This is a genomic window from Bacillus sp. 196mf, from assembly GCF_003217275.1.
GTDB lineage: Bacteria > Bacillota > Bacilli > Bacillales > Bacillaceae_G > Bacillus_A > Bacillus_A thuringiensis_S.
On record NZ_QJTG01000113.1, the window covers coordinates 1 to 1,288 of the forward strand.

Below are 1,288 nucleotides of genomic sequence, written 5' to 3' on the forward strand. Positions count from 1 at the left end.
ACCCCCCTGTTTGATATACTCAGTATTTACAAATGGGAGGCATATGAAACTAGTAAAATTAAAAAAAGACACCAAAAGGTGGCTGAGTAGTTACGCTTTTTCATTTATTTCATGTTTCATGTTAATGATTAGTAGTTTAAAATCATTTTTGAGGTTTAAACTTTTTTTACTTACATAATCGTTATAACGATCCCGAAAATCAAGTTCAGATGATTGATCAAAATCTTTTATTTCAACATTCGTAATACTACGAGTGAATGTAACTTTTTGCCCTTCAATTTTATAGTTGTCATTTTCAAAAATATTGACTGGCAAGTGTACGGATTCATTCTTTTTGACACTTTTTATTGGTGTCTACTGGTATTTTGTTACACGATTGTCCTTTAGCTCACTACAAGCTCCTAACAGAGAAACTGATACGAGTATGAATAAAGCCCTTTTGGTTATCTTCAGTTTCGTAACCTCCCATTCTCTGTCCTACCGCCTTGCGCTATGCTACAGTTGCTACACCCGTTTTTTGCAAACATTTCCTGCTCGCAAGCTCACGATAAATCTTCACAAATAACAGGTTCATGTACTTTCCTCTTTTCTTTCACCATAGACTCCTTAGCGTAATTACGATAGATTCGGTTTCTTCTTTTGTGCAAGTATTTCTTGCAACCTTTTCCATCCTTCTGCGAATGTACCCTCGGGATCTATCACATATACCTCACCTTGCCGCATAACATTGTCATACATCAACTCCGTATACTTCTGTTGTCCCATACCCCTAAGTGCTTTCATTTTCATATTTTCTGCTCTTGTACATGTTCATCTACAATCTGTAGAGTAAGATGCATTGCTTCCTCAGGAATCTGCCCATCAAACCGCTTCATAACTCGGTAAAATGGATGACTCTCATGTAATACGTCCATAATATGAGAGCATATATAGGGATTCTTTTCCATTTGTATAAAGAACATTTGCAAATCAGCTAAAAATCCCTTTTCTTTCGGAAACATACGCAGATACAGTATCGTACTTGCTAAAAGATCTACCACCGTGTCTTTCCAAACAGTCGCCTGTTCCACAGCTTGATACACCTTGCTAGAAACTACCAAATCTTCTGCATATCGGTTTAACTCTTGCATTAAGTAGAACTTTCTACCTTTCCCAGGTTTTCCAAAGATTACGTTATTTTTCTTCACTTCCGCTCCCACCTCTGGTAAAGTAAACGGATTGATGTACATCCCCTCTATACTTTGTCTCAAAAACATAAACAAATACCCCTTTCATCGTTTTATTTTTT

At 36.6% G+C, this 1,288-nt stretch carries 3 protein-coding genes; all 3 read right to left on the minus strand.

Annotation, left to right across the window (positions count from 1 at the left end):
* Positions 1 to 90: 90 nt before the first annotated feature.
* Positions 91 to 315: a hypothetical protein gene (locus ATL10_RS30805; protein WP_258375860.1), complete on the minus strand. Its 225-nt coding sequence runs from the start codon at positions 313 to 315 to the stop codon at positions 91 to 93.
* Positions 316 to 615: 300 nt separating this feature from the next.
* Positions 616 to 783 carry a hypothetical protein gene (locus tag ATL10_RS31560; RefSeq protein WP_176330656.1) on the minus strand — a complete coding sequence of 56 codons (168 nt, stop codon included), beginning with the start codon at positions 781 to 783 and terminating at the stop codon, positions 616 to 618.
* Between the two features lie 2 nt (positions 784 to 785).
* On the minus strand, positions 786 to 1,256 hold the full coding sequence (locus ATL10_RS30810) for a hypothetical protein (protein ID WP_110498407.1): 471 nt from the start codon (positions 1,254 to 1,256) through the stop codon (positions 786 to 788).
* Between the last annotated feature and the right edge of the window lie 32 nt (positions 1,257 to 1,288).

Coding starts and splice junctions, on each gene's coding strand:
- ATL10_RS30810 (WP_110498407.1), bottom strand. CDS start 1,256: ATGTTTTTGAGACAAAGTATAGAGGGGATGTACATCAATCCGTTTACT.
- ATL10_RS31560 (WP_176330656.1), bottom strand. CDS start 783: ATGAAAGCACTTAGGGGTATGGGACAACAGAAGTATACGGAGTTGATG.